This window comes from Stenotrophomonas sp. PD6, assembly GCF_049199305.1.
In the GTDB taxonomy this organism is placed as follows: Bacteria; Pseudomonadota; Gammaproteobacteria; order Xanthomonadales; family Xanthomonadaceae; genus Stenotrophomonas.
In genome coordinates this window covers 1-22,145 of sequence record NZ_JBLZQD010000009.1, presented here as the reverse complement: position 1 = coordinate 22,145, position 22,145 = coordinate 1, and the positions used below count along the sequence as shown (strand labels likewise).

The window sequence follows — 22,145 nt, the reverse complement described above, 5'->3', positions numbered from 1 at the left end:
TTCAGCCGGATTCTCACCTCCTGCACGAGCGCGGCGGCACAGTGCAGGCATGACCGTGAATGTGGCGAACAATGATCTGGTGGTGCTGCGCCCCGAAGGCCTGTACTGCCCGGCAGGCGACTTCCATATCGATCCGTGGCGGCCCGTGCCGCGCGCAGTCATCACCCATGGCCACGGCGACCATGCGCGCAGCGGCATGGGCCAGTACTACTGCAGCACCGGCAGCGTGCCGATCCTGCGCTGGCGGCTGGGCGATGTCGCGCTTGACGCACACGACTACGGTGAACGCTTCACGTTGGGCGGCGTGCAGGTGTCGCTGCATTCGGCCGGCCACGTGCTGGGTTCGGCGCAGGTGCGCATCGATGACGGCACGCAGGTCTGGGTGGCGTCGGGCGACTACAAGCGCCAGCCCGATCCTACCTGTGCACCGTTCGAGGTGGTGCCGTGCGATGTCTTCATCACCGAAGCCACGTTCGCGCTGCCGATCTACCGCTGGCAGGACACCGCCGCGGTCGCTGCCGAGATCGTGGCCTGGCGGCACGAGTGCGAACAACGCGGCGAGGCCGCGATCCTGCTGTGCTACGCACTGGGCAAGGCGCAGCGGGTGTTGGCCGAACTGCTGCCGCTGGACGACCAGCCGGCGTGGCTGCACGGCGCCATTGCCAATGGGGTGGCGGTGTACCGGCAGGCCGGCATTGCGATGCTGGAAACGCACACGGTGGCCGAACAGGGCCGCGAGCCCGATGCCGCGGGCAAGCTGATCCTGGCACCGCCGTCGGCCGCCGGCACCACGTGGCTGCGCCGCTTCGGCAAGCACCAGCTGGGCTTCGCGTCGGGCTGGATGCGGCTGCGCGGCAATCGCCGCCGGCGCAATTACGACCGCGGCTTCGTGGTGTCCGACCACGCGGACTGGCCGGCGCTGCTGCAGACCATCGAACAGACCGGGGCGCGGCGCGTGATCGCCACCCACGGCAATACCGATGCGCTCATTCCGTTCCTGCGCGAACGCGGCATCGCGGCCGAGGCCTTCCGCACCGATTTCGGGAGCGAGGAATGAGGGCCTTCGCCGCGCTGTACCAGCGCCTGGACCGCAGCACCGCCACGCTCGACAAACGCGCCGCGCTGGTCGCGTACTTCCGCGCCGCGCAGCCGCACGATGCAGCGTGGGCGCTGTACCTGCTGAGTGGCGGCAAGGTGGGCGGCGCACGCCAGAAGATTGCCAGCAGCGGCGAACTGCGCGCGTGGATCGCCGCCGCGTCCGGGTTGCCGGACTGGCTGGTGGCCGACAGCTACGACCAGGTCGGCGACCTGGCCGAGACGCTCACGCTGCTGCTCGACGACCCACACGCCTCCGCGCCGGAACGGCCGTTGGCCGAGTGGATCGAAGGCCATCTGCTGGCGGTGGCCAACCAACCCGAAGCGGTACGGCGCGCGGCCGTGGAAGAAGGCTGGCGGCAACTGCCTGCCGGCGAACGGCTGGTGTTCAACAAACTGCTCACCGGCGCGCTGCGCGTGGGCGTGTCGCAGCGCCTGGTGCAGCAGGCACTGGCCGAGCTGTCGGGCATCGACATCGCACGCATCGCCCAGCGCATGCTCGGGGCGTGGGTGCCCTCGCCCGGCCTGCTGGCCACACTGCTGACGCCGGAGGAACTGCCCGAGGACCGGCAGCAGCCGTACCCGTTCTATCTTGCCTCGCCACTCGAAGCCGACGTGACCGGCCTGGGTCCGATCGACGACTGGACGCTGGAATGGAAGTGGGACGGCATCCGCCTGCAGCTGCTGCGCCGCCAGGGCGAGGTCGCCTTGTGGTCGCGCGGCGAGGAACGCCTGGACGGTCGCTTCCCGGAGATCGAGCACGCGGCGATGGCACTGCCGGAGGGCACCGTGATCGACGGCGAGCTGCTGGCATGGCGCGATGACGAGACGCAGCCACTGCCGTTCACCGCACTGCAGACACGCATCCAGCGGCGCAAGCCCGGCCCGAAGACCCTGCGCGACACGCCGGTGCGCGTGCTGGCCTACGACCTGCTGGAGCTGGCCGGCGAGGATCTTCGCCAGCTACCGCTGGCGACGCGGCGCGCGCGTCTGGCGGCGGTGCTGGACACGCTGGGCGACCCACGCCTTGTCCTGTCACCGGCGCTCGCCGCCGCCGACTGGCCTGCCGCGGCGGCGCAACGCACGCAGGCGCGCGAGCGCGGCGTGGAAGGACTGATGCTCAAGCGCAGCAGTTCGGTCTATCAGAGTGGGCGGCGGCGCGGCGACTGGTGGAAGTGGAAGATCGATCCCCTCACCATCGATGCGGTGATGATCTACGCGCAGGCCGGCCACGGCCGGCGCAGCACGCTGTACACCGACTACACGTTCGGCGTGTGGGACGGCGAGCGGCTGGTGCCGGTGGCCAAGGCGTACTCGGGCCTGGACGACAAGGAGATCCTGGCGCTGGACCGCTGGATCCGCGCCAACACGCTGGAACGCTTCGGCCCCGTGCGCAGTGTGCGCGGCGAGCAGGTGTTCGAACTCGGCTTCGAGGCGGTGAACCGCAGCACACGACACAAGTCGGGCATCGCGGTGCGCTTCCCGCGCATCCTGCGTTGGCGGCACGACAAGCCGGCCAGTGAGGCCGATACGCTGGCGCAGCTGCAGGCGCTGGCGCGGTGACGCGGCGTGAGGCGATGGCCCGGCTGACCGCGTGGTTCTCCAGCCGCGGCTGGGCGCCGCTGCCGTTCCAGAAGACGATGTGGCGGCACTACCTTGCCGGTGAATCGGGCCTGCTGCACACACCCACCGGCAGCGGCAAGACGCTGGCGATGTTCGGCGGCCCGCTGCTGCAGGCGCTGGCCGATCCGCTGCCGCGTGCGACCACCGGGCGCAAGGGCAAGACGGTACCGGCCTTGCAGGTGCTGTGGATCACCCCGTTGCGTGCACTGGCCAGCGACACCGCACGCGCGCTGCGCGAACCGTTGGATGCGTTGGGGCTGGACTGGCAGGTGGGCCTGCGCACCGGCGATGCCAGCGCGCGCGACAAGCGGCTGGCGCGCGAAGGTCGCGTGGACGTGCTGGTGACCACGCCCGAGTCGCTGGCGCTGCTGCTGAGCTATCCCGACACCCTGGCGCATCTGCGCCAGCTGCGCTGCGTGGTGGTGGATGAGTGGCACGAGCTGGTGGGCAACAAGCGTGGCGTGCTGCTGCAGTTGAACCTGCGGCGGCTGCGCGATGCGCTGCCCGCGCTGCAGGTGTGGGGGCTGTCGGCGACGCTGGGCAACCTGGATGAGGCGCGCGAGGTATTGCTGCCCGATCGGCCCGATGCACCGCTGGTGGCGGGCGTGCGCCCGCGTGCGGTAGCGGTGGAGACGCTGCTGCCGGCGCAGGGCGAGCGTTTCCCGTGGGCCGGCCACCTGGGCCTGTCGCAGCTGCAACGCGTGCAGGAGAAACTCTTTTCGGTTGGCACCAGCCTGCTGTTCACCAATACCCGCGCGCAGGCCGAGCTCTGGCACCAGGCGCTGTCGGCGGTGTGGCCCGAAGACCCCGCCACGCTGGGCCTGCACCATGGCTCGCTGGACCCGGCGCAACGGCGCGTGGTGGAACAGGGCCTGCGCGACGGCGTGCTGCGCTGCGTGGTGGCCACCTCCAGCCTGGACCTGGGCGTGGATTTTCCTGCGGTCGACCAGGTGCTGCAGATCGGCAGCCCGAAAGGCATCGCGCGGCTGGTGCAGCGCGCCGGGCGTGCACGCCATCGCCCGGGCGAATCCGGGCACATCGTGTGCGTGCCTTCGCATGCGCTGGAGCTGGTGGAGTATGCCGCCGCGCGGCGCGCGCTGGCCGACGGCGTGATCGAGGCGCGGCGCCCGTTGCGGCTGTCGCTGGACGTGCTGGCGCAGCATTGCGTGAGCTGCGCGCTGGGTGGCGGTTTCGAGGCGGATGCGCTGCTGGAGCAGGTCCGCCGCACGCACGCCTTCGCGGCGCTGGATGCGGCGCACTGGCAGGGCGTGCTCGACTTCATCGTGCAGGGTGGCCAGGCGCTCGCACAGTACCCGGACTTCCACAAAGTCGTGCGCGACGCCGATGGCGTGTACCGCGTGCACGACCGCCGCGTGGCACTGCGCCACCGGCTGTCGATCGGCACCATCACCAGCGACGGCAGCGTCATGGTGCAGTTCCTGCGCGGCGGTCGGCTGGGCACCGTGGAGGAACAGTTCGTGGGTCGCCTGCGTCCCGGCGACCACTTCCAGTTCGCCGGCCGCCTGCTGGAACTGGTACGCCTGGAAAACCTCACGGCCTATGTGCGGCTGGCGCGCGGCGGCGAAGGCGTGGTGCCGCGCTGGCAAGGTGGGCGGCTGCCATTGTCTGCGGCGCTGGGGCAGGAAATGGAGGCCGTGCTCGCCGCGCCCGCCACCAGCCCGGAAATGCAGTGGCTGACGCCCCTGCTGCGCCTGCAGGCGCGCGTCTCCGCCCTGCCCGGCCCATCGCTGCTGCTGGTGGAAACGGTGCGGCGGCGGGACGGCCAGTTCGTGTTCGTGTATCCCTTCGCCGGACGCCAGGTCAATGAAGGCATCGCCGCGTTGATGGCAATGCGCTGGACGCGGGTGCAGGCCAACACGTTTGGTTACGCCGCCAACGACTATGGCTTCGTGCTGGCACCGGCACGCGCGGTCGAGGTGGACGCGGCGCGGATCGGCGCACTGCTGCAGCCGGACGGCGTGTTCGCCGACCTGCGCGACAGCCTCAACCTGGGTGAGCTGGCCCGTCGCCAGTTCCGCGACATCGCGCGGGTGTCCGGGCTGTTGATCCCGGCGCTGCCCGGGCGCACGCCACGCAGCCTGCGCCAACTGCAGGCCTCCGCCGGCCTGCTGTATGACGTGCTGCGCCAGCATGACCCGGACCATATTCTGTTGGGCCTGGCCGAACAGGAAGTGCTGCACGGCCAGCTGGATCTGGAGGGCCTGGCCAACACGCTGCGCCGCTGCCAGGCGCGTACGCTGTGCCTGCAGGCGCCCGCCACGCTGGGACCGCTGTCGTTCCCGCTGTGGGCCGAGCGCCTGCGCGGGCAGCTCAGCAATGAAGACTGGAAGACGCGCGTGCTGCGCGCGGCCAGCCAACTGGCGACGCGCCATGCCAACTGATGCGGCTATTACGCTTGCCGGCGAAGACATGCGGCTGCTGGGCGAGCGTGCCCTGTATTGGCCTGCGCGCGAGGCGCTGCTGATCGCCGACCTGCACCTGGGCAAGGCGGATCTGTTCCGGCGTGCCGGCATCGGCCTGCCCAGCGGCGGCACCGGCGAGGACCTGGCGCGGTTGACGCGGCTGCTCGCCGAGCATCCCGTGCGCACGCTGTGGATCCTGGGCGACGTGCTGCACGGCGCGGCGCATCGCGCCGCCTGGTACCGTCAATGGCAAGGCTGGCGGGAGCAGCACCCGACGTTGGAAATCGGTGCGCTGGCCGGCAACCACGACCGCGTGCTGCCGAAGGCGGACCTGGGCATCACGCTGCTCGGTGAGCGCGTGCAGGAAGGGCCGTTTCTGCTGCGGCACGATCCGCAGCCGCACCCTGCGCTGCATGTGCTGTGCGGCCATCTGCATCCGCTGGCCAAGCTGCCCGGCATGCAGCGGCGCTGGCCGGCGTTCTGGCTGCGCGATCGGCTGACGGTGCTGCCGGCCTATTCGAAATTCACCGCGGGTATCGCACCGGTGCTGGATGCCGGCGAACAACTGGTGGCGTGCGTCGAAGACCACGCCATTGTGTTGCCCGTGCGGTAGGTATGTGTTGCCCCGCACGGTAGAGCCGGCCTCTGGCCGGCTGTTCACGCCGCCGAGGGCAGCAACACCTCGGGCATCAAACGGATATCCGGCGCATTCGGATTGGGCCGCACGGGGCGGCTGAGCACGTCGGCCAGCATCGCCCGCGCCGCAGCGCGGATGCGCGCGTGGTGTTCCTGCGCGGCGTGGGTGATCAGGCTGGTCACGTGGAATTCGAAGATATCTTCCATCACGTCCGGCTGATCCTCGTGCAACATCTGCAGCAGTCCGCGCAGTTTGCAGATTTCAGTATCGAGAACGTCGGCCGGAAACAACATGTCTATCTCCTTGGGGGATGAGGTCCAGTAACGTTTCCTTTCTCCCATGGCGACGGTGATTCCACCGTCAACAAGTGTTGGTTGAACCTTCACGCAGCACCCTGTTCACCGCTACGAAGCGTTATGTGCTGATGCCTCTTCCGATTCGCGTGGGCGCATCGCCTCGACAAAACCGGGCGAGAGCTTCAGCTTCCCCAACCAGCCGCGCTGGGTGCCGCTGAGTACGCGCAGCATGTGCCCGCGGCCACCCGGAAGATTCCCCATCGGCTTGAACAGCACATCGCGCGCCTGCGCCAACGTATCGCGTTCGGACTGGAACAGCGGGGTCAACCACCGGCTCCAGAAGTGATAGACGGCCACATGCGCACTGCGTTGCGCCTGGTACGCACGCAGCGCGGCATCGCGATCGGCATGCGCGCGCAATGCGTCGCGCAGTGCCAGCGCATCCATCAGCGCCATGTTGACGCCCTGCCCCAGCTGCGGACTCATGGCATGCGCGGAATCGCCGGCCAGCACCAGCCGCTCGCGATGCCAGCGCGTCATCACCGCATCGCGGTAGCCGGCGCGCGCCAGCTGCGCGCCATCGCGTACGTCCTGCAGGCGCAGGTGGGCCTGTGGCCACAGCGTGGCCACCTCGTCCAGCCAACGCGGCATGCCGTCCTGCTCCCATTGCGCGAACTGGTCGCGCGGCAGGCTCCAGAAGAAGCTCAGCTGCGGCTGCGGATTGCCCGGGCGGGTGCCCACCGGCAACAGGCCGATCATCTTGCGGGCGGCCACGTAGCGCTGGCGCAGCTCGTCATGATGCGCCCAGTCGCCGCGTGGCAGCAGGCACCACAACGCACCCCACGGGTACTCGCGGTCCAGCCGGGTGCCCTGCACCAGGGTGCGCAGCGACGAAGCCGAGCCATCGGCGGCGATCACCAGGTCATACGGCCCGTGCCACGTTCCGCGTGTATCGCGTACGCGCCCGTTGGCGGTGTCCACATCGACGACGGTGGTGTCGGCCTGCAGGTTGCCCGGCTGTTCCCAGGCATCGGCCAACAGCGAGAACAGCGCGCCGCGCTGCATGCCGATGCCATGCAGGTGCGCGTGCAGGCCTGCGTAGTGCATGTCCATGACCGGGCGGCCACAGGGCGTTTCGCCATACAGGCGGCGCACGGCCGCGCCATGCTGCAGCACCTGGGGCAGCAGGCCCATCTGCCACAGTACATCCAGGCCGCTGGGTTGCAGCAGGAAGCCGGCACCGACCGGACCCGGCGCGGCGGCACGCTCAAACACATGCACCTGGTGGCCATCCCGCGACAACAGGACGGAGAGCGCCTGGCCGGCGGTGCCGTAGCCGACGATGGCGATGGTGCGGTGGTGCATGTGACGTCCTGTCGCGGTGCGAAGCCGCCATTATCGACGATCTGCACCGGGACCGGGGTCCCCGGTCCCGGGACATCGACCTGCTCAGATTTTCAATAGCTCAATGCCGCGGATAGCCATGGAACGATCGGGCTGTCCCGGGAAGTCGTAAAGCTTGATCGACACATCGCCGACATCGCAGCGTTCGGGAACGTCGAACGCGCGTGACACCATTCCCCAGCTCGGGTACACATCGAACGTGTCCATGGACTGCCAGTAGGTCGTGCCATCGAACAACAACAGCGCCAGCTGTGCCTTGAGCAGGGGCTCCTCGCGCTGCACGCGGGGCAGCTCCAACGGCGACGGCCGCACCATCGACGTCTGCCAGACGGTGGGCTTCAACGGATAATCGCCAACCTCGAAACGCAGCAGCCATCGCATGCCGCCTTCCATGCCGTTGAGCTCCTGGGTAATTCCCACGCCCTTGTCGAAGTACGCGTAGTGGCGGCCGCCGTCGACAGCAGTGTCGACCCCCTTGTTCGCCTTCCAATGTGACAGCCCGCTGCTGAAATCCCCGTTGCGGATGATGTTTTCCATGATTGTGGCTTCCAGGTGATGATGCGAACCAACAGGAAAAACGCTGTCCACAGCGACATGCTGGGACATCGGCATTTCCCCCGTTGCATTGCAGATCACCCGGCCATGGCGCAGCGCAGGCAAGCCCGACCGTAATGGAGCGAATGTGCAGGCCACATGAAGATCGCGAGAGTACCGCAGCCGAAAAAAAACCCCGCCGGAGCGGGGTTTTTCAGCACGCGGCGGAGTGGATCACTCGACCGGCGCGATGTTCGAGGCTTGGGCGCCCTTCGGGCCCTGGGTCACGTCATACGTGACCTTCTGGCCTTCCTGCAGACTGCGGAAGCCCTTGGAGTTGATCGCGGAGAAGTGCGCGAAGACGTCGGCGCTGCCGTCCTCCGGCGAAATAAAGCCAAATCCCTTGGCGTCGTTGAACCACTTGACGGTACCGTTCGGCATGGTAATGCGAGACCTTCTTCAATGAATGGGTGGTGTACGCTCAACCAGCGCACTGGCGGAGTATGCAAAGCTTGTTACGCAATGACAATCACCCGCGTGCCATTTCGCCAATCAGTTCCGGCAATCCGGCCGACGCCGCATCCACATTGGCCAGCACCTCGGCCATGGTGATCTCGTCGCCATCGCCACAGCCGGCGGCCCAGTTGGCCACGATGGCCAGGCACGCATAGTCCAGGCCGAGTTCGCGGGCCAGGCTGGCCTCGGGCATGCCGGTCATGCCGACCAGGTCGCAGCCATCGCGGCGCATCCGCGCGATTTCCGCATTGGTTTCCAGCCGCGGCCCCTGCGTGGCGCCATAGCAGCCGCCGTCGTGCAGGCGCACGCCGGTCACCTTGGCCGCCGCCAGCACCTTGCTGCGCAGCATCGGCGTGTAGGGATGGCCGAAATCAACGTGCAGTACTTCGCTGCCCGGCTCCTCGCTCAGGGTCGAGATACGGCCCCAGGTGTAGTCGATCAGCTGGTCGGGACAGGCCAGCACCCGCGGACCGAAGTGTTCGGTGATGCCGCCCACGGTGTTGAGCGCCAACACGCGCGTGGCACCAATTTGCTGCAACGCAGCAAGGTTTGCGCGGTAGTTGATCTTGTGCGGCGGCAGCGAATGGCCTTCGCCGTGTCGGGCCAGAAACGCCACCCGCTGGCCGAGCAGCGTGCCGACGCGGATCGGACCGGACGGGGTGCCGTAACGGGTTTCCACCGCATGGCTGCTCACGTCATCGAGCTGGGCCAGCTTGTACACACCGGTGCCGCCGATGACGGCCAGGGAGATGGCTTCCATGGGCGCTGCTTATTCCTTCATCGCATAGATGGCGGGCACGCCGCGCAACGCTTCGTTGACGTCCATGCCGAAGCCGAACACGTAGCGGTCCGGCAGTTCGATACCCGGGTAGTCGGCCTTGACGTCGGGCAGCGCGCGGTCGTGCTTCTTGACGGTGAGCGCGGCAATGCGCACGTCGGTGGCGCCCTGCTCCAGGCACCAGGTGCGCACGCCCTGCAGGGTGAAGCCTTCGTCGAGGATGTCATCGACCAGCAGCACGCGGCGGCCGAACAGCGCGGTGGCCGGCTTGTGCTTCCATACCAGCTCACCGCCGGTGGTCTCGCCGCGGTAACGGGTGGCGTGCAGGTAATCGAACTGCAGGTCCTGGCCGCGCGCGCCCAGCTCCAGCGCCAGCTGGCCGGCGAACGGCAGCGCACCGTGCATGATCGACAGGAACAGCGGCACTTCGCCCTTGTAGTCGGCCGCGATGGCATCCGCGATGCCGGCGATGGCCTTGTCGATGGTGGGACGGTCGACCAGCAGGTCGGCCTGGGCCAGGGCCTGGGAAATGGTGAGGTTGGGCATCAGACGGTTCTTCCAAGGGTGTCAAGCAAACGGGATTGGGAGCTGCCATGGCGGGCGTCAGCCAGCAGGCCGTCCCAGCCAAGCGCGCCGCGGCCGATCAGGCCGAGCAGCGCGGCAGTATTGAGTGGGCGGCCCTCGACGGCGCGCAGCGCCTCGTCGACCAGCTCCGGGTGGCAGACCAGCACGACGTCGCAGCCCGCATCCAGGTGCGCATGCACACGCGCCTGCACGCCACCGACGGAGAACGACCCGGCCATGCCGATGTCGTCGGAGAACACCACGCCACGGAAGCCCATGTCCCCGCGCAGGATCTGCTGGATCCAGCGCGGCGAATAGCCGGCCGGTTCCGGCGCGACCTGCGGGTAGACCACATGGGCCATCATCACGGCATCGGCGCCGGCCTCGATGCCGGCCGCAAACGGCAGCAGGTCCAGCGCGCGCAGTTCGTCAAGCGCGCGCGGGTCGCTGGCCGCCGCCACGTGGGTGTCTTCCAGCACGCTGCCGTGGCCGGGGAAATGCTTGAGCGTGGCGGCCATGCCCACGCTGTGCATGCCGCGCACGTACGCGCGGGTGAACGCGGCGACAACCTGCGGGTCGGCGCTGAAGGCGCGGTCGCCGATGGCGCGGTTGCCGCGCCCCAGGTCCACCACCGGGGCGAAGCTGAGGTCCACGCCACTGGCGCGCACTTCGCTGGCCATCAGCCAGGCGTGCTGCTCGGCCAGGGCCAGCGCGGCGTCCGGGTCCTGCGCGTACAGCGCATCGAAACCCTGCAGCGGCGGCAACGCACTGTATCCCTCGCGGAAGCGCTGCACGCGGCCGCCTTCCTGGTCCACGCAGACCAGCACCGGCCGCGGCGCGGCGGCGCGGATGGCCGCCGACAGGTCGGCCACCTGCTGCCGAGAGGTGAAGTTGCGCTTGAACAGGATGACGCCGGATACGGCGTCGTGCTGCAGCCAATCGCGTTCCTGGGCAGTGAGTTCGGTCCCGGCAACGCCGATCACGAGCATGGGTCAGTCTCCAAAACGGGGCACCAGCATGGCGCACCGCCGCATTGTCGCAGAACCCGCACGCGCTAGGCCACGGCCGGGGGGCCGTGGCGGGCGGTCAGGCGCAGCCCTGTGCGTCGCAGGACTGGCCTTCGGCAGGCGGCGGGTCCGGCATCTCGGCCGCGATCTGGCGCAGGGCCTGGGCGAACGCCTCCGGCGGCTGGGCGCCCTGCAGCGCGTAGCGGTCATTGATCACGAACGTGGGCACCGACTGAATACCCAGTGCGTGGGCCCGTGCCAGCTGGGCCTGGATCTCCTCCAGGCCCTCGTCGCCGGCCAGAAGCGCGGTGATCCGCTCGGCGGCCAGGCCGCCGGCCGCCCCGGCCTCGGTCAGGGTCTGCGGGTCGGCCAGGTTGCGGCCCTCGACGAAATGGGCGCGGAACAGCGCCTCGCCGACCTCGGCCTGCACGCCTTCACGACCGGCCAGCCACATCAGCCGGTGCGCAGGCAACGTGGTGACACGGACCTGGCCCTGGTCGAAGTCCATCGGCAGGCCTTCGGCGCGCGCGGTGGTCTGGGTCTGGGAGAGGATCTGTTCGGTGCGCTCGGCACTGCCGAACTTGGCGGCATACGCCTCACGCAGGGGCACCGGTCGGGTGCCGGCGTCCGGGTCGAGCAGGAAGGGATGCCAGACCACCTCGACGGCAGGCGCATCGTCGCCCAGCAGGGCCAGGCCCTGCTGGAAACGGTGCTTGCCGATCCAGCACCAGGGGCACACCACGTCGGACCAGATATCGATTTTCATCCCCCCGACATGGGGATGCGCCCTTCCAACACAATGGGCAGTGCCGGCCTGGGGGGGGGGCCCCCCCCCAAACGCCCCCCCCCCCGCCCGCGGGGGGCCCCCGCGCCCCGCGGTGTTAGGGGGGAGGGCGGGGAGCACAACGCCCCCCCCCCCCCCGCACCACAATCATATTTCCACCCCCCCCATATGGGTTCCCCCCTTCAAAAAAAAGGGGCCCGGCCGGCCGGCGGGCGGCCACCCAGCTACTTCGCCCAGCGGCTGAACGGGTGCGCGGCCAGGGCCAGGTTGTAGTAGCGGACGTCGTCGGTCACTTCGGCGCCCACCCACTCCGGCAGGTCGATGGCCTGCGCGGCATCGTCCAGCTCGACTTCGGCCACGACCAGCCCGGCGTTGTCGCCCAGGAACTCGTCCACTTCCCACAGCAGGCCGCCGTGCCGGACCAGGTGCCGGCGCTTGTCGATCAGCCCGCCCACGCACAGCGCCAGCAGCGCGCGCGCGTCATCGACCGGAATCGGGTAGTCGAACTCCTGCCGGGTGTGGCCGATGTCGCGCGACTTCAGGTTGAGGAACGCCTGTTCGCCCTGGATGCGCACGCGCACCGAGGCCTGCTGCGTGCCGCTGTCGATCGAGGCGCTGTCGTTGATGTAGCCCTGCGCCATCGGCAGCACCGCATGTGCGGCGGCGCGCCAGCCATCACCGTTGACCAGGAACTTGCGTTCGATCTCGATGCCCATGTCAGCGCTTCTCGAAGACCGCAATGCTTTCTACATGCGCGGTATGCGGGAACATGTCCATCGCGCCCGCCGAGACCAGGGTGAAGCCCTGTTCGTTGACCAGGTAACCGGCGTCGCGCGCCAGCGAACCCGGGTGGCAGCTGACGTATACGATGCGCTTGAACTGCTTCAGCGGCAGCTGCTGCAGCACTTCGATCGCGCCCGAACGCGGCGGGTCCAGCAGCAGCTTGTCGAAGCCCTGGCGCATCCACGGGGTCTGGCGCTGGTCCTGGGTCAGGTCGGCGGCGTAGAACTGCGCGTTGTCCAGGCCGTTGCGTGCGGCGTTCTCCTTCGCGCGCGCCACCAGCCCGGGCTCGCCTTCCACGCCGACCACTTCGCGCACGGTGCGCGCCAGCGGCAGGGTGAAGTTGCCCAGGCCACAGAACAGATCCAGCACGCGCTCGTCCGGACCGGCGTCGAGCAGTTCCAGCGCCAACGCGATCATCTTCTCGTTGAGGGTGGCGTTGACCTGGATGAAATCGAGCGGGCGGAACGCCAGTTCGATATTCCATGGGGCCAGGCGGAACGAGAGCGGCACCTCGGCCACGAGCGGATGCACCGACTCCACGCCGCCCGGCTGCAGGTAGATGGCAAAACCGTGCTCCTCGCCGAAGGCGGCCCAGGCATGCTTGTCGGCATCGCTCAGCGGGAGCATGTGGCGGATGGTGAGCACGATCGCGTCGTCGCCGGCGATGAACTCCACCTGCGGAATATCGCGCTTGCCGTCCAGGCTTTCGATGAAGGTCGACAGCGCCGAGACCTTCATGCCGATCTGCGGAATCACGGTCAGGCACTGGCTCAGGTCGGCCACGAAGCGCGGGTCCAGCTCACGGAAGCCGACCAGGGTCTTGTCCTTCTTCTCGACGCGGCGCACGGAGAAGCGGCCCTTGCGGCGGTAACCCCAGGCATCGCCGACCAGCGGCGGCAACACGCTGCCCGGGGTGACGTGACCGATGCGGGTCAGGTTGTCGATCAGCACCCGCTGCTTGGCCACGATCTGCTGCGACTCCTCCAGGTGCTGCAGCACGCAACCGGCGCAGACGCCGAAATGCGGGCAGCGCGGGGTCACCCGCTGCGGCGACGGCTGCAGCACCTCGACGGTACGGGCCTCGTCGAAGTGCCGGTTGCGGGCCGTGGGTTCGGCGCGCACCACTTCGCCGGGCAGCGCGCCGGAGATGAAGGTGACCTTGCCGCCCTCGCCTTCACGGCGGGCAACGCCCCGTCCGTCATGGCTGAGGTCGAGGATGTCGGTCTGGAACGGGGTCTTGTCGAGGCGGGAACGGGATCGGGCCACGTGGCAACAGGCTGCGGGCAAAAAGGGTGCGTATTGTCGCAGATACGCGTGCCCGGCTGCCGGCTGGCCGCTTCGTAACGCTTGCAGGACGCCGCATCGTGTTTAATATGCGCATAGCTGACATGGAGGCAGCCCCCAATGCAGATGACCCCGAGGGTACCCGTCCCCCGACTCCTGCTCGTCGAGGACGACACCATCAGCCGCGGCTTCTTCAAGGCCGCGCTGGAGACCCTACCCGCCCAGGTGGACACCGCCGATTCGCTGGCCAGTGCCATGGACCGTGGCCAGGCCGGCCTGCACGACCTGTGGCTGATCGACGTGAACCTGCCGGACGGCAATGGCGCCGAGCTGCTGCACGCGCTGCGCCGTTCGCGACCGGATACCCCGGCGCTGGCCCATACGGCCGATGGCGACACCAGCATCCATGCGCGCCTGCGCGATGCCGGCTTCAGCGACACCCTGGTCAAGCCGCTCAGCCGTGAGCAGTTGCTCAAGGCCGTGCGCCGGGCGCTGGTGAACAGCCCGGGCGGCGCCCCGGCATCGAGCGACAACACCGACGCCGAGCGTGAAGACTGGGACGAGATCACCGCCCTGGCCGCCCTGAATGGGCAGCGCAACCATCTGATCGCCCTGCGCGAGCTGTTCCTTGCCGAGCTGCCAGGGGTCCGCGATGCGGTGGCCCAGGCGGTGTTGCAGCACGATGTGGGCACGCTCAAGGGCCAGTTGCACCGCCTGCAGGCGAGCTGCGGTTTCGTAGGCGCGGCCCGTCTGGCCCGCGCGGTCCGCCAGCTGCACCAGACCCCGGAATCCAACGGCGCCCACACCCAGTTCCGCGCGGCGGTAGAGTCCCTGTTGCATTAGGCACCCCGCAGACACGCATGGCGTGTCCCTACGGGTGCAGCCCACCCCCAACGTTCGACCCCAAACCCGGTCGACCAAGGATCGTAGTGACACGCCATGCGTGTCAAAGCCATGACCCTGCGCACGTAAACCGCCATGCGTGTCAAAGCCATGATCCTGTGCACGGAAATCACCGCCGCCGCGCCAGATCCTCCAGCATCTCCCACGATTTCAGCCCGCGCCCGCCCAGGTGGTGCAACAGCAGCGCGCGCATGCCGCGGCGCAGGCTGGCCAGGTCGTCGGCGCCAGGCTGTATGTCTTCCCCAAGCGCAAGCAGCGCGCTGCCGGTGGCCGTGCCGCGGCGCGGGTCGATGCCGCGTTCGCTGAGCAGCCGGCGCGGCCCCTCCAGTGGGTCCAGTTCATAGCGGGCGGCCGGATCGATCGGCTCGCCATCGCTGCCATGGGCCAGGTCGAAGCCGAAGCCCAGATCTTCCAGCAGGTCCCGCTCGAACCGGCGCAGGGTCCAGGCCAACGGCTCCCCGCTCCCCAGCCGGTGCCGGACCAGGCCGTAGTGTTCGAACAGCTCGGGCAGCGGATCCTGGCGGGGTGCCAGCCGCATCACCAGTTCATTGACGTAGAAGCCGGCGAGCATGGCGTCGCCGGTCAAGCGCGGCGCGGCATCCAGTGCCTCGGCGCCGCGCAGCTGGGCCAGCTCGCCGCGCTGCACCGCCGTCAGGCGGATCCACTGCAGCGGCTGCAGGGCGGCACGCAGCGCCTGGCTGCGCGGACTGCTGACGCCACGCGCCAGCACCCCGATGCGCCCGTACTGTTCGGTCAGTACTTCGACCAGCAGGCTGGTCTCCCGCCAGGAGCGGGCATGCAGCACGAACGCCGGTTCGTCTTCGATGCGCATGGCCTGCGGTGCCGGAGCAGCCCGACGGGCTTACTCGTAGCCGAAGGCCTTCAGCGCGGCTTCGTCGTCGGACCAGCCTTCGCGCACGCGCACCCAGGTCTCCAGGAAGACCTTGGCGTCGAACAGGCGCTCCATCTGCATGCGCGACTTGGCGCCGATGTCCTTCAGGCGGGTACCGCCCTTGCCGATCACGATCGCCTTCTGGCCTTCGCGTTCGACCCAGATGACCGCACCGATGCGCAGCAGGTTGCCGTCTTCGACGAAGCGCTCGATCTCCACCGTAGTAGCGTACGGCAGCTCTTCGCCCAGCTGACGCATGAGCTGCTCGCGGACCAGCTCGCCGGCAAGGAAGCGCTGGCTGCGGTCGGTGATTTCATCTTCGCCGAACATCGGCGGGGCGACCGGCAGCAGCTTGAGCAGGTCGCGCACCAGCGCTTCCAGGCCGTTGCGCTTCTGCGCCGAAATGGGATGAACGGCGGCGAACGTGCGGCCTTCGGTGACCTGTTGCAGGAACGGCAGCAGTGCGGCCTTGTCCTTCAGGCGGTCCACCTTGTTCACGACCAGCACCACCGGCACGCCAGCATCGCTCAGCACGTTGAATGCCAGCGTGTCCTCGTCGTCCCAGCGGCCGGCTTCGATCACCAGCATGCCGGCGTCCACGCCCTCGAGCGAGCCGCGCGCGGCGCGGTTCATGACCCGGTTCATGGCGCGCTTCTGCACGCGGTGCAGCCCGGGGGTGTCGACCAGCACCAGCTGCCCTTCCGGGTAGCTGGCAATGCCCAGGAGCCGGTGACGGGTAGTCTGCGGCCGGTTGGACACGATGCTGACCTTGGCGCCCACCAGGGCGTTGGTCAGGGTGGACTTGCCGACGTTGGGGCGGCCAATGACGGCCACGCTGCCGCAATGATGGGGGGTTGCTGCTTCGCTCACTTGGAATCCAGTTGCTCGAGGGCGGCCGCAGCCGCCTGTTGTTCGGCCAGCCGTCGCGAGGCACCTTCGCCTTCGGTGCTGACAGCGGGATCGGCTACGCCGCAGCGTACCCGGAAGGTCTTGGCGTGATCGTCGCCTGATTCTGACACCAATTCGTACAGCGGCAGCGCCTTCTGTCGGCCCTGCAGCCATTCCTGGAGCCGGGTCTTGGGGTCTTTCTCGGGCTTGCCGGTGGCCGGCAGGGCCTCCATGGAGGGGCCGAACCAGGGCAGCACCACCGCCTGGCAGGCCGCGAAGCCCGCATCCAGGTAGATGGCGGCCACGATGGCCTCCAGCGCATCGGCCAGGATCGAGTCCCGGCGGTGGCCACCGGATTTCATTTCGCCGGGCCCCAGCGTGAGCCGGTCGCCCAGTTCGAGGGTGCGGGCGATCACCGCCAGCGCGCCTTCGCGCACCAGCTCGGCCCGGGCGCGGGTAAGCGCGCCCTCGTCGGCCTTGGGCCAGCGCTGGTATAGCGCCTGGGCAATCATCATGTTGACGATGCTGTCGCCGAGGAACTCCAGCCGCTCGTTGTTCGGCGTGCCGGCACTGCGATGCGTCAGGGCCTGCTGAAGCAGGCCCGGGTCGCTGAAGGCGTGACCGATGCGGTCACCGCGTTTGAAAGTGTTAGTCGGCACCGCTAAGGGTCAATTCCTGGTGGGCTTCAAATTTGCCAACCACGTCGAGGTTGCCGATCAGCGGGCGACGCACTTCGTAGTTGACCTTCATGTTCCAGCCGCCGCTGACGCGTTCGAACTTCACGTTGGCCGGCTTCACGGTTTCGGAGTAGTTGATGTACAGACGACGGAAGAACATCTCCTGCACCTGTCCCGGCTCCTTGTTGGCCACGCCAGGTTCCTGGGCGACGCCCTTGAGCGCGGCCTTGACGGCGTAGAACTCCGAATACATCGGGAACAGCTTCATGCCGATGTAAAGGGCGAAACCTACAGCGCACAGCACGACCAGGAAGGAGGTCAGGGTCATGCCACGCTGCGTCTTCATCGTCTTCATTGCGTTCTCCCCAGATACGCGTTTGCCAGAAAATCAGTTGATCCCGGTACCGATCCGCGACGGCTCGAAACCGTCCTTGCAGAACCAGCCCGAGCAGTTCAGCCAGATCAGGAAGGCCTTGCCACGGAGGTTCTCCTCCGGCAGCAGGCCCCAGAAGCGGCCATCATCGCTGTTGTCGCGGTTGTCGCCCATCACCAGGTACTTGCCTGCCGGAACGGTCCACTGGCCTTCGCCACGCGGGTAATCGGTCTCCAGGACGGTATGGGTGCGGCCCGGCAGGTGTTCGACCAGCAGCGAGCTGCCCTCGCCCTGGCCACGGTGCCCAGCATACAGCCCCTTGTTCTCGTACTTGACCGGGGTGCCGTTGAGGATCAGCCCGTTGCCCTGGAACACCACCTCGTCACCCGGCACGCCGATGACGCGCTTGATGAAGTTTTCGCCCTTGTTCGGGTCGTTGTCCGAATGGCCGGGGAAGTGGAACACCACCACGTCGCCACGCTTGGGCTCGCCGATCGGCACGATCTTCAGGTTGTTCAGCGGCAGGCGCAGGCCGTAGGCGAACTTGTTGACCAGGATGAAGTCGCCGATCAGCAGGTTCGGCATCATCGAACTGGAGGGAATCTTGTACGGCTCGGCAATGAAGCTGCGCACCACCAGCACGATCGCCAGCACCGGGAAGAAGGCCCGGGAGTAGTCCACCAGCACCGGCTCGGAGTCCAGCAGCCCGGCGTTCGCGTGGCGGCGCTTGGCGAAGTACAGCTTGTCGGCCAGCAGGATCAGACCCGAGGACAGCGTCAATACGACCAGGAGGATCTCAAACAGTTTCATGCAGTGTCCTTGGGAACGGGAGCCTTACTTGTCCATCTGCAGCACGGCGAGGAAGGCTTCCTGCGGGATCTCCACGCGGCCGACCTGCTTCATGCGCTTCTTGCCTTCCTTCTGCTTCTCCAGCAACTTCTTCTTGCGCGAAACGTCGCCACCATAGCACTTGGCCAGCACGTTCTTGCGCATCGCCTTGACCGTGGTGCGGGAGATAATCTGCGAGCCGACGGCGGCCTGGATGGCCACGTCGAACATCTGCCGCGGGATCAATTCCTTCATCTTCTCGCACAGCTCGCGGCCGCGGCGGTCGGCATGGCTGCGGTGCACGATCAGCGACAGTGCGTCGACCTTGTCGCCATTGATCAGCACGTCCACGCGGACGAACGGACCGGCGTCGAAGCGCACGAAGTGGTAGTCCAGCGAGGCATAGCCGCGGCTGACCGACTTGAGCTTGTCGAAGAAGTCCAGCACCACCTCGGCCATCGGCAGCTCGTAGCTGATCTGCACCTGGCTGCCCAGGTAATTGATGCCGATCTGGCTGCCGCGCTTCTCTTCGCAGAGCTTGATGATGCTGCCGATGTACTCCTCGGGGGTGAGCACGTTGGCGCGGATGATCGGCTCGCGGATTTCATCGACCATGTTCACCGGCGGCAGCTTGGCCGGGTTGTCCATGTTGATGATGGTGCCGTCGGTCTTGAGGACCTCGTAGACCACCGTCGGCGCGGTGCTGATCAGGTCCAGGTTGTACTCGCGCTCCAGGCGCTCCTGCACGATTTCCATGTGCAGCATGCCCAGGAAGCCGCAGCGGAAGCCGAAGCCCATCGCCTCGGAGCTTTCCGGCTCGAAGCGCAGCGCGGCGTCGTTCAGGCGCAGCTTGTCGAGCGCTTCGCGCAGGTCCGGGTAGTCCTCGGCATCGACCGGGAACAGGCCGGCGAACACGCGCGGCTGCATTTCCTGGAAGCCGGGCAGCGGCTTGGCGGCCGGGTCGGCGGCCAGGGTCAGGGTGTCGCCCACCGGGGCGCCGTGCACGTCCTTGATGCTGGCCGTGACCCAACCCACTTCACCGGCACGCAGCGCCGGCAGCACCTTGCGCTTGGGGGTGAACACGCCGACGTTGTCGACCTGGTGGTTGCGGCCGGTGGACATCACCTGCAGCTTGTCGCCGGCCTTGATCTGGCCCTGCATCACGCGCACCAGCGAGACCACGCCCAGGTAGTTGTCGAACCACGAGTCGATGATCAGCGCCTGCAGCTTGTCGGTATCGCGCGGCACCGGCGGCGGGATGCGATGCACGATCGCCTCCAGCACGTCCACCACGTTCAGGCCGGTCTTGGCGCTGACCGCCACCGCGTCGGTGGCGTCGATGCCGATGACGGCCTCGATCTCGGCCTTGGCGCGTTCGATGTCGGCGGTGGGCAGGTCGATCTTGTTGATCACCGGCACCACTTCCAGACCCTGTTCGACCGCGGTGTAGCAGTTGGCGACCGACTGCGCTTCCACGCCCTGGGCGGCATCGACCACCAGCAGCGCGCCTTCGCAGGCGGCCAGCGAGCGGCTGACTTCATAGGAGAAGTCGACGTGCCCGGGGGTGTCGATGAAGTTCAGGTGGTAGGTCTGCCCATCCTTGGCCACGTACGGCAGCGACACCGACTGGGCCTTGATGGTGATGCCACGCTCGCGCTCGATCGGGTTGGAGTCGAGCACCTGCGCCTCCATCTCGCGGGCCTGGAGGCCACCGCAAAGCTGGATGATGCGATCGGCCAGCGTGGACTTGCCGTGGTCGACGTGGGCGATGATGGAGAAGTTGCGGATGTTCCGCATCGAATCAGAGGACATAGGTGGCGGCGGCGCGTCGCGTCGTCAGGATAACGGCACATTATCGCATGCCCGACCCCCTCCCGCGTGCCGGAGGCCAAATACGACCGGGCCCGCCGAAGCGGGCCCGGAAACGCAGCAATGGCGGGGGCTACTGGCCGGCCTTCACCGGCACGAAGGCACTCCTGTCGTTGGCGCGGATCAGCAGCATGACCACATCGCCCTTCTTGTAGCCGCCCAGCGCCTTGTTCAGCGCACCGACATTGCCGACCGGGGTCCGGCCGACCTGCAGGATCACCATGCCCGGCGACAGCCCGGCGTCGCGGGCGGCCTGGCCGTTCACGCGGGTGACGCGAACGCCCTCACCCGCATCCAGGCCCAGCTGCTGACGCTGCGGGGCGGTCAGGTCCGCCACGTCCAGGCCCAGCAGGGCATTGGCGCCGGCCTGCGGCGCGGCGTCGGCCGCTGCCGGGCCGGTCGGGCCGCGGGCGGCGTCGTCGGCCAGCTCGGTCAGGGTCGCGGTGATCTCACGCTCCCGCCCGTCGCGCAGCACGCCCAGGCGGACCTTGCTGCCCGGCGGCTGCGCGCCGATCAGCGGCGGCAGGTCGCTGAAGGTGTTGATCGGCGTGCCGTTGACCGAACGGATCACGTCGCCGACCTCCAGACCGGACTTGGCGGCAGCACTGCCGGGCACCAGTTCGTTGACCAGCGCACCGCGGCTGTCGGGCAGGTTGAAGCCCTGCGCCACATCGCCGGTGATGGCGCCGACGATCGCGCCAAGCTGGCCGCGGCTCACCCGGCCGTTCTTCTTGATCTGCTCGACCGCGCCCATGGCCAGGTCGATCGGGATCGCGAAGCTGATGCCCATGTAGCCGCCCGAGGCGGAGAAGATCTGCGAGTTGATGCCGACCACTTCACCGCGGGTATTGAGCAGCGGGCCGCCCGAATTGCCCTGGTTGATGGCCACGTCGGTCTGGATGAACGGCACGTAGCGCTGATCCTGGCCGCCGGTGCTGCGCCCGACCGCACTGACCACGCCGGCGGTCACCGAGTGGTCCAGGCCGAACGGCGAACCGATCGCCACCACCCACTGGCCGGGCTTGAGCGTGTTCGAATCGCCCACGCGCACGGTCGGCAGGTTCTTGCCCTCGATCTTCAGCAGGGCCACGTCGTACTGCTGGTCGCTGCCGACCACCTTGGCGACGAACTCGCGGCGGTCGCCCAGCTTGACCTTCACTTCGCCGGCGTCTGCCACCACGTGGTAGTTGGTCAGCACATAACCGTCGGGGGAGATGATGAAGCCCGAGCCCATGCCGCGACCGCGGATGCTGGGGCCTTCATCGTCACCACCGGGCTGGCCCGGCATCTGGAAGTCCGGCCCGAAGAAGCGCCGGAAGAACTCCGGCATCTGGTCGTCGCCACCGCCGGGCCCGGCACCCCGCGCCTGGCGGTTGCTGCGCACGATGGTGGTTTCGACATTGACCACGCCCGGCCCGACCTGCTCCACCAGGTTGGTGAAGTCCGGCAGGCCACTGACCAGCGGCGCGGCGGGCGCACGCGGTGCAGCGGCGGCCGTCGGCGCGGCCGGGGCCGGCGACTGGGCGCAGGCCACCAGGGGAAGGGTCATGGCCACCAGGGCCATGGCGTGCATGCGGATACGGGCGGTCATCAGACTCGAGCCTCCGGGTCAGGGATCAGAAAGAAAGGGGGGAGCGCTGCGCGGCATGCGCAGCGCCCGATGGGACGGTGACAACCGGCTCAGTCGCGCTGCCTGCGCGCCGGGGGTGCGGCCGAGCCTTCGTCCTGGAGGCGCGGTTCGAACGGGTAAAACGCCGCCTGTGGCTCCTGGGTGGAGAAGCTGGCGTTGAGCGCGCCGCTGCCGCCCAGCGTGGAACGCGGCCACGGCCGGGCCTGCAGGGTGCTGACATCACCGAACGGCAACGGGCGGTGCTCGGCGTTGGGCGGGGCCGGCACGGGCGATGCCTGGCTGGCCACCGCGCGCTGCGGTTCGGCACTGCGGCTGCCCACGCCGCGGGCGGCCTGCTGGGTGCGGGTGGCGCTGGCC

At 68.3% G+C, this 22,145-nt stretch carries 22 protein-coding genes and 1 pseudogene; 5 read left to right on the top strand and 18 right to left on the bottom strand.

Going from position 1 to position 22,145, the window contains the following annotated elements; genetic code table 11:
- The first annotated feature begins 49 nt into the window (after positions 1-49).
- Genes ACOZHM_RS13345 through pdeM form a run of 4 tightly spaced genes read left to right on the top strand, consistent with a single transcriptional unit; the run spans position 50 to position 5,754 of the window.
- Positions 50-1,057 carry a ligase-associated DNA damage response exonuclease gene (locus ACOZHM_RS13345; RefSeq protein ID WP_421569804.1) on the top strand — a complete coding sequence of 336 codons (1,008 nt, stop codon included), beginning with the start codon at positions 50-52 and terminating at the stop codon, positions 1,055-1,057.
- Positions 1,054-2,658 (top strand): ATP-dependent DNA ligase, encoded by a 1,605-nt coding sequence (locus tag ACOZHM_RS13340; protein WP_421569803.1) that lies wholly within the window; start codon positions 1,054-1,056, stop codon positions 2,656-2,658. Before ACOZHM_RS13345 ends, ACOZHM_RS13340 begins: the two co-directional genes overlap by 4 nt.
- 14 nt (positions 2,659-2,672) lie before the next feature.
- Positions 2,673-5,120 (top strand): ligase-associated DNA damage response DEXH box helicase, encoded by a 2,448-nt coding sequence (locus ACOZHM_RS13335; protein ID WP_421569802.1) that lies wholly within the window; start codon positions 2,673-2,675, stop codon positions 5,118-5,120.
- Positions 5,110-5,754, top strand: a complete 645-nt coding sequence (gene pdeM / locus ACOZHM_RS13330) for a ligase-associated DNA damage response endonuclease PdeM (RefSeq protein ID WP_421569801.1) — start codon at positions 5,110-5,112, stop codon at positions 5,752-5,754. The genes ACOZHM_RS13335 and pdeM overlap by 11 nt, the downstream gene beginning before the upstream one ends.
- Before the next feature lie 44 nt (positions 5,755-5,798).
- On the opposite strand, the gene ACOZHM_RS13325 is transcribed toward pdeM, so the two are convergent.
- From ACOZHM_RS13325 to rlmD, 10 genes are all read right to left on the bottom strand, one after another.
- Positions 5,799-6,071, bottom strand: a complete 273-nt coding sequence (locus ACOZHM_RS13325; protein ID WP_421569800.1) for a hypothetical protein — start codon at positions 6,069-6,071, stop codon at positions 5,799-5,801.
- A 111-nt stretch (positions 6,072-6,182) separates the two neighbouring features.
- On the bottom strand, positions 6,183-7,439 hold the full coding sequence (locus tag ACOZHM_RS13320) for an FAD-dependent oxidoreductase (RefSeq protein WP_421569799.1): 1,257 nt from the start codon (positions 7,437-7,439) through the stop codon (positions 6,183-6,185).
- A gap of 84 nt (positions 7,440-7,523) precedes the next feature.
- Positions 7,524-8,084, bottom strand: a complete 561-nt coding sequence (locus tag ACOZHM_RS13315) for a hypothetical protein (protein ID WP_421569798.1) — start codon at positions 8,082-8,084, stop codon at positions 7,524-7,526.
- 162 nt (positions 8,085-8,246) lie between these two features.
- A complete protein-coding gene (locus ACOZHM_RS13310; RefSeq protein ID WP_421569797.1) occupies positions 8,247-8,453 on the bottom strand; it encodes a cold-shock protein in 207 nt (68 codons plus the stop codon).
- A gap of 88 nt (positions 8,454-8,541) precedes the next feature.
- On the bottom strand, positions 8,542-9,288 hold the full coding sequence (locus tag ACOZHM_RS13305; protein ID WP_421569796.1) for an S-methyl-5'-thioinosine phosphorylase: 747 nt from the start codon (positions 9,286-9,288) through the stop codon (positions 8,542-8,544).
- Positions 9,289-9,297: 9 nt separating this feature from the next.
- On the bottom strand, positions 9,298-9,852 hold the full coding sequence (locus tag ACOZHM_RS13300; RefSeq protein ID WP_421569795.1) for a hypoxanthine-guanine phosphoribosyltransferase: 555 nt from the start codon (positions 9,850-9,852) through the stop codon (positions 9,298-9,300).
- Positions 9,852-10,859 carry a beta-N-acetylhexosaminidase gene (gene nagZ, locus ACOZHM_RS13295; RefSeq protein ID WP_421569794.1) on the bottom strand — a complete coding sequence of 336 codons (1,008 nt, stop codon included), beginning with the start codon at positions 10,857-10,859 and terminating at the stop codon, positions 9,852-9,854. The genes ACOZHM_RS13300 and nagZ overlap by 1 nt, the downstream gene beginning before the upstream one ends.
- A gap of 97 nt (positions 10,860-10,956) precedes the next feature.
- Positions 10,957-11,643, bottom strand: a complete 687-nt coding sequence (locus ACOZHM_RS13290) for a DsbA family oxidoreductase (RefSeq protein ID WP_421569793.1) — start codon at positions 11,641-11,643, stop codon at positions 10,957-10,959.
- A 242-nt stretch (positions 11,644-11,885) separates the two neighbouring features.
- The gene (locus ACOZHM_RS13285; protein WP_421569792.1) at positions 11,886-12,377 is read right to left on the bottom strand and encodes a CYTH domain-containing protein; all 492 of its coding nucleotides are present in this window, start codon (positions 12,375-12,377) and stop codon (positions 11,886-11,888) included.
- A gap of 1 nt (position 12,378) precedes the next feature.
- Positions 12,379-13,710: a 23S rRNA (uracil(1939)-C(5))-methyltransferase RlmD gene (gene rlmD, locus ACOZHM_RS13280; RefSeq protein WP_421569791.1), complete on the bottom strand. Its 1,332-nt coding sequence runs from the start codon at positions 13,708-13,710 to the stop codon at positions 12,379-12,381.
- A gap of 138 nt (positions 13,711-13,848) precedes the next feature.
- On the opposite strand from rlmD, the gene ACOZHM_RS13275 reads away from it, so the two are divergent.
- On the top strand, positions 13,849-14,571 hold the full coding sequence (locus ACOZHM_RS13275) for an Hpt domain-containing response regulator (RefSeq protein WP_421569790.1): 723 nt from the start codon (positions 13,849-13,851) through the stop codon (positions 14,569-14,571).
- Positions 14,572-14,740: 169 nt separating this feature from the next.
- Here the strand turns inward: ACOZHM_RS13275 and recO are convergent, their stop codons facing one another.
- The 8 genes and pseudogenes from recO to ACOZHM_RS13235 all read right to left on the bottom strand — a co-directional run.
- Complete coding sequence (recO, locus tag ACOZHM_RS13270; protein WP_421569789.1) at positions 14,741-15,463, bottom strand: DNA repair protein RecO; 723 nt, start codon at positions 15,461-15,463, stop codon at positions 14,741-14,743.
- A 30-nt stretch (positions 15,464-15,493) separates the two neighbouring features.
- The gene (gene era / locus ACOZHM_RS13265; protein ID WP_421569788.1) at positions 15,494-16,393 is read right to left on the bottom strand and encodes a GTPase Era; all 900 of its coding nucleotides are present in this window, start codon (positions 16,391-16,393) and stop codon (positions 15,494-15,496) included.
- Positions 16,390-17,070, bottom strand: coding sequence for a ribonuclease III (gene rnc, locus ACOZHM_RS13260; protein WP_421569787.1), 681 nt, complete (start codon positions 17,068-17,070; stop codon positions 16,390-16,392). The genes era and rnc overlap by 4 nt, the downstream gene beginning before the upstream one ends.
- Positions 17,060-17,443, bottom strand: coding sequence for a DUF4845 domain-containing protein (locus ACOZHM_RS13255; RefSeq protein WP_421569786.1), 384 nt, complete (start codon positions 17,441-17,443; stop codon positions 17,060-17,062). Before ACOZHM_RS13255 ends, rnc begins: the two co-directional genes overlap by 11 nt.
- A gap of 33 nt (positions 17,444-17,476) precedes the next feature.
- Positions 17,477-18,271, bottom strand: a complete 795-nt coding sequence (gene lepB / locus ACOZHM_RS13250) for a signal peptidase I (protein WP_421569785.1) — start codon at positions 18,269-18,271, stop codon at positions 17,477-17,479.
- Between the two features lie 24 nt (positions 18,272-18,295).
- Entirely contained in the window at positions 18,296-20,086 is a 1,791-nt protein-coding gene (lepA, locus tag ACOZHM_RS13245) for a translation elongation factor 4 (protein WP_421569922.1), read from the bottom strand.
- Between the two features lie 145 nt (positions 20,087-20,231).
- Complete coding sequence (locus tag ACOZHM_RS13240; protein WP_421569784.1) at positions 20,232-21,749, bottom strand: DegQ family serine endoprotease; 1,518 nt, start codon at positions 21,747-21,749, stop codon at positions 20,232-20,234.
- A gap of 89 nt (positions 21,750-21,838) precedes the next feature.
- A pseudogene (locus ACOZHM_RS13235) lies at positions 21,839-22,145 on the bottom strand (anti-sigma factor); the annotation flags it as partial.

What these genes read in the sequence shown, in the direction of transcription:
- ACOZHM_RS13305 (WP_421569796.1), bottom strand. Translation starts at nt 9,288, where the DNA reads ATGGAAGCCATCTCCCTGGCCGTCATCGGCGGCACCGGTGTGTACAAG.
- ACOZHM_RS13345 (WP_421569804.1), top strand. Translation starts at nt 50, where the DNA reads ATGACCGTGAATGTGGCGAACAATGATCTGGTGGTGCTGCGCCCCGAA.
- recO (WP_421569789.1), bottom strand. Translation starts at nt 15,463, where the DNA reads ATGCGCATCGAAGACGAACCGGCGTTCGTGCTGCATGCCCGCTCCTGG.
- ACOZHM_RS13325 (WP_421569800.1), bottom strand. Translation starts at nt 6,071, where the DNA reads ATGTTGTTTCCGGCCGACGTTCTCGATACTGAAATCTGCAAACTGCGC.
- ACOZHM_RS13275 (WP_421569790.1), top strand. Translation starts at nt 13,849, where the DNA reads ATGCAGATGACCCCGAGGGTACCCGTCCCCCGACTCCTGCTCGTCGAG.
- ACOZHM_RS13340 (WP_421569803.1), top strand. Translation starts at nt 1,054, where the DNA reads ATGAGGGCCTTCGCCGCGCTGTACCAGCGCCTGGACCGCAGCACCGCC.
- ACOZHM_RS13285 (WP_421569792.1), bottom strand. Translation starts at nt 12,377, where the DNA reads ATGGGCATCGAGATCGAACGCAAGTTCCTGGTCAACGGTGATGGCTGG.
- ACOZHM_RS13240 (WP_421569784.1), bottom strand. Translation starts at nt 21,749, where the DNA reads ATGACCGCCCGTATCCGCATGCACGCCATGGCCCTGGTGGCCATGACC.
- ACOZHM_RS13310 (WP_421569797.1), bottom strand. Translation starts at nt 8,453, where the DNA reads ATGCCGAACGGTACCGTCAAGTGGTTCAACGACGCCAAGGGATTTGGC.
- ACOZHM_RS13255 (WP_421569786.1), bottom strand. Translation starts at nt 17,443, where the DNA reads ATGAAGACGATGAAGACGCAGCGTGGCATGACCCTGACCTCCTTCCTG.
- ACOZHM_RS13300 (WP_421569795.1), bottom strand. Translation starts at nt 9,852, where the DNA reads ATGCCCAACCTCACCATTTCCCAGGCCCTGGCCCAGGCCGACCTGCTG.
- ACOZHM_RS13315 (WP_421569798.1), bottom strand. Translation starts at nt 8,084, where the DNA reads ATGTCCCAGCATGTCGCTGTGGACAGCGTTTTTCCTGTTGGTTCGCAT.
- nagZ (WP_421569794.1), bottom strand. Translation starts at nt 10,859, where the DNA reads ATGCTCGTGATCGGCGTTGCCGGGACCGAACTCACTGCCCAGGAACGC.
- lepB (WP_421569785.1), bottom strand. Translation starts at nt 18,271, where the DNA reads ATGAAACTGTTTGAGATCCTCCTGGTCGTATTGACGCTGTCCTCGGGT.
- ACOZHM_RS13320 (WP_421569799.1), bottom strand. Translation starts at nt 7,439, where the DNA reads ATGCACCACCGCACCATCGCCATCGTCGGCTACGGCACCGCCGGCCAG.
- ACOZHM_RS13290 (WP_421569793.1), bottom strand. Translation starts at nt 11,643, where the DNA reads ATGAAAATCGATATCTGGTCCGACGTGGTGTGCCCCTGGTGCTGGATC.
- lepA (WP_421569922.1), bottom strand. Translation starts at nt 20,086, where the DNA reads ATGCGGAACATCCGCAACTTCTCCATCATCGCCCACGTCGACCACGGC.
- pdeM (WP_421569801.1), top strand. Translation starts at nt 5,110, where the DNA reads ATGCCAACTGATGCGGCTATTACGCTTGCCGGCGAAGACATGCGGCTG.
- ACOZHM_RS13335 (WP_421569802.1), top strand. Translation starts at nt 2,673, where the DNA reads ATGGCCCGGCTGACCGCGTGGTTCTCCAGCCGCGGCTGGGCGCCGCTG.